At 60.3% G+C, this 4,170-nt stretch carries 4 protein-coding genes; 1 reads left to right on the forward strand and 3 read right to left on the reverse strand.

The genetic code is table 11. The annotated features are described in order from the left end of the window. The coding region (locus EHS19_RS11120) for a hypothetical protein (protein ID WP_206666362.1) at positions 1-382 on the forward strand (382 nt) is incomplete at its 5' end. 563 nt (positions 383-945) lie between these two features. Here the strand turns inward: EHS19_RS11120 and EHS19_RS10295 are convergent. The 3 genes from EHS19_RS10295 to dtd all read right to left on the reverse strand — a co-directional run bounded on the left by EHS19_RS10295 (position 946) and on the right by dtd (position 4,050). Further along, complete coding sequence (locus tag EHS19_RS10295; protein WP_151917673.1) at positions 946-1,779, reverse strand: histidine phosphatase family protein; 834 nt, start codon at positions 1,777-1,779, stop codon at positions 946-948. Positions 1,780-1,851: 72 nt separating this feature from the next. Further along, the gene (locus EHS19_RS10300) at positions 1,852-3,432 is read right to left on the reverse strand and encodes a S10 family peptidase (RefSeq protein WP_241677218.1); all 1,581 of its coding nucleotides are present in this window, start codon (positions 3,430-3,432) and stop codon (positions 1,852-1,854) included. A gap of 120 nt (positions 3,433-3,552) precedes the next feature. Then, complete coding sequence (dtd, locus tag EHS19_RS10305) at positions 3,553-4,050, reverse strand: D-aminoacyl-tRNA deacylase (RefSeq protein ID WP_151917675.1); 498 nt, start codon at positions 4,048-4,050, stop codon at positions 3,553-3,555. Between the last annotated feature and the right edge of the window lie 120 nt (positions 4,051-4,170).

Below are 4,170 nucleotides of genomic sequence, written 5' to 3' on the forward strand. Positions count from 1 at the left end.
CGGCTCGCCGGTCGGCTCGCACAGCACCTACAAACAGCTCCGCTGTTTGCTTCACGGTGCTGGTCCTGCAATTATGGACGCGCTTCGCGCGCATCCTGCTGGCTCGCCGGTCGGCTCGCACAGCACCTACAAACAGCTCCGCTGTTTGCTTCACGGTGCTGGTCCTGCAATCATGGTCGCGCTGCGCGCGCAGACTGCCGGCTCGCCGGTCGGCTCGCACAGCACCTACAAACAGCTCCGCTGTTTGCTTCACGGTGCTGTCCTGACAAGGGGAGCCAACAATATGATCAACGAACTTCTGACGCGGCACACTAGAACAGCAGCCCCGAAAAAACCAGGCCACCTCCCGATGTCATCAATCATGTTCGAGATGAATCGATGATGACAGATCTGTCACGCGACGCGATATTCGACGTTTTTGGCGCCGCGTGACAAAACCGTGGCGCAAAACCAAGCAAAGCCGAATTCAGCTTTGCCAAGAACCATTGGAATTCCGCCATTTTATGATTGCGCAACAGCGTGACGGATCATTGCTAACTGTTGCAATCTGTCACGCGACGCAAAAAAACGTCGCTTCTGACGCCGCGTGACAGATTGGCCGCGCATAAGCCGCGCATCAGGCAGTGACCGATAGCGCAATCGGGAGCTGATCCGAACCAATCCGCAACAAACCACAATCGAAACACTAGTATCCATCGTCGCAAGTTCGTTGACGAATTCACTACCCCTCAGTCCCGCTTCGCGGGCCAGCTCCCCTGACAAGGGGAGCCAACAATATGATCAACGAACTTCGGACGCGCTGCGCGCGCGGTCTGCTGGCTCGCCGGTCGGCTCGCACGTTGCCTACAGACAGCTCCGCTGTCTGTAGGCAACGTCCATCAAAAGGGCCTGCGCCACTCAACCAATGACGAGACAGACCACTGGAACGGGCATCAAGGGAGACGATCAATGGGTTTCTGTCGCAGGGCGCAAGGGATGCAGCCAGTCAGGACCGTTATCCCAATCCATGTCGCGGGCCAAGGCTGGAGCCTCGTTGAATGCATCGAGGCGGAATGCGGGAACATCCAGTCGTTGATCATCAACGTGATCGATGACTGACAGCCTACTCCAGAAGGCGTTGCCGATGACGCCGAGACCTGACAGCGAACCAATGCGCAGCCCTATCAGCGTTTCGATGGTCGCGGCAATCCACGACCCATGACCGACCAGCATGAGCGTGGTAGCCGTGGAATCATCCCGATACCGGTCGATCAACGCCAGTACCGCATCTGCCCCACGACGCCCGACCGCTTCGCGGCTTTCCACGCCATACGCCGCTTCTCCACCCTGTTTACGCTTCCATGAGTCGTAAGCCTGCGGATCAAGCCGTCGAATCTGTTCACGTGTCAGCCCCTCCCACTGGCCGAAGCTGCGTTCACGGAGCCGGCGATCGGTGCTCACCTCGAGTCCGAGTGGGTCAGCGAAGGCATGGGCCGTCTGCACTGCCCGAAACAGATCGGAGGATACGACGATCATGCGTCGGGCAGCCGCATGCGACGCATGGTATTCCTCGATGTCGCTGCGCTCGGCGGCCTGTGGTCCCGGCTGTGCGAGACGGGCCGGATGCGCGGCGACATCGGAGACCTTTGCCCAGTAATATCGTTTGGCGAGTTCAAGGCCGGACTGGTCGGCCTGCCACTGCCCCACCAGATCAAGCGGCACATCGATCTGCCCTTGCAGTCTGTGGGCGTGGTTATAGGATGTGCGACCATGGCGCAGCATCACCACCTCGTCAATCATTGTCACCTCCTGGCACGCCGGGCAATCGGATGGGATCGTGCGCCGACCTTGTGCAGTCAACCAGATATTGCTCTACAGGCAAATGGCGGGAACGACCGGTGCGGGACGCTCCCCCAGTGCGGCAAGGCCGCTGACATCGGCTTCGTAGAACCGTCGAAGATCACGTGAGAACTTCGCAAGACTCGGCTCGCTGGAGTACAGCATGTGCCCGGCCGGATAGTAGGTGAATGCCACGTTGCCTCGCAACGGTTTGGGAAGTCCCAGATGATCGATGTCGTATTCGGTTTGGAAGAACGGGGTGCACAAATCGTAGATTCCATTGCCGATCAGCACCTTCAGTGTCGGCTGATGCGCGATGGCAGCGGCGAGATCCGGCACTACATTCGGGAATGGAATGCTAGGCCCCCATGACGACTTCGTCGCATCAGGCTGCTTGTGCCACCACGTCCACCCTTTGCCGGGCTCGGTGGAGGACCAGTCGAAATCAGCGAAGCCGCGACGTTCGGGGACACGATCCCATCCCAGCTCATCGCGCAGATAGGCATTGGCCAGACTGGAATACGCGGGATCCAGGAAGGCGTCATCCACCACAAACGTCTCCTCCGCCGCCGTCCGATCGAGATCATACCCGGCGACGCGACCATCGTAGCGGCCGACGATCCGCTCGTCGGCGCGCAGCAGCTCCTTGCGGAAACGCGTGTCCAACACGCGCAGATCGGAATCAAGCACATAAGCCGCGTCCAGACCGGTCAGCTCGGCGTATCGCTCGGCAACACGACGGCGATCGTCATCGCCAAGGGATGCGCCGGCGGCAAGCGCAAGCCGATACGGCCCGTTGGCGAAGGCACGGGCCTGGGCCAGATGCTCCTCGGCGCTGATGCCGACACCGGCCCGGCCGTGATACTGCGCCACGGAGGCGAACGTGGGGAAATAGCCGATGTAGTACTGATCGGACGTGTCGAGCGTATGCGCGTAATCAAGGATGTTGGAGATCAGCGTCAGTCCGTTCAGCGCCACACCGTCCTGCTGAAGCCTGTAGGCAAGCGCCGCGCCTCTCGTGGTGCCATACGACTCGCCCAGAACATACTTGGGCGAATTCCAGCGGTGCCGCCGACTCAGATACGCGCGAATGAACGCACTGAACCCTGCCACATCGCCGTCGACGGACCATAGCTCCTTCTTCGCGTCGTCGACTATCTGCGAGAAGCCGGCCCCGGCAGCATCGATGAACACGAGATCCGACACCGGCAGCAACGTATGCGCATTATCGGCCAGATGATACGGCGCAGCGGGAACAGGAGCGGCGTCCGGCACGTCGATGCGCCTGGGGGCGATCGATCCCATGAGCAGGAACGTGGTTGAGGAGCCGGGACCTCCGTTGAAGATGAACGTCACCGGGCGCGTCGAATCGGCGTTCCCCTTGGCATCGGTCAGGTCAAAGGCGGCATAGAACACGCTCGCAGCCGGTTTGACTTTCGGCGTATCAATGTTGATGGTACCCACTGTGGCGTTGTAATGGAATTCATGACCGTCGATCACGATGACATGGCCCGTGGTCTTCTCGCATTCCTCGTCAAGACGCTTCGCGCGCTCATCGCCGCTCGTCGCAGCGGTCTTGACGGCCGTCGCGTCGCCTGTGGTTCCCTCACTCATGGTCATCACCTTTCCCTGCTGTGCATTCCTGTGCATTCGCCGGATATCACCGGCGCGAATCGACAATCCTCACAATACCAACATCGTCGAACGAATGTTCTACCGGCATGTCGCGTGCGGTCACGCATGCGGCGATGATCGATGCGGCATGTCGTGCGCCGTATCGATCGTGATGGTGACCGGCCCATCGTTGACCAGCCCCACACGCATATGCGCACCGAACCGCCCTTCTCGAACGATCACGCCCCCTGAACGCAATGCCTCGTTGAAGCGAATCCACATCACATCCGCATGCTCAGGCGAACCGGCCGCGACAAAACTCGGCCTATTGCCACGCCGAACGTCGGCATACAGCGTGAACTGGGAGATCGACAGGATCTCGCCGCCGACATCCTGAATGGAACGATTCATACGCCCCTGATCATCGTCGAACACGCGCAGCGAGAGAACCTTATGTGCAAGCCAGGCGACCTCGTCATCGCCATCGTCGTCGCCGACACCGACGAGAATCATGTACCCGTGGCCGATCTGCTGTGGATCAAAGGTCGGATCGATCTCCCCCAGCGGCGACACGACATCGACGCTCGCCTGGGACACCCGCTGAATCACGATACGCATGCATGCGATTATGCCATGAACACGCTACGCAGCCGACCATACCGCAATGCGACCGACAGCAGCCCTCCATCCACAGCAAACCAACGGCCCCTCCCCGCCAACAACCCTCCCGCCAACGCC

Source organism: Bifidobacterium jacchi, assembly GCF_009078285.1.
Taxonomy (GTDB): domain Bacteria; phylum Actinomycetota; class Actinomycetes; order Actinomycetales; family Bifidobacteriaceae; genus Bifidobacterium; species Bifidobacterium jacchi.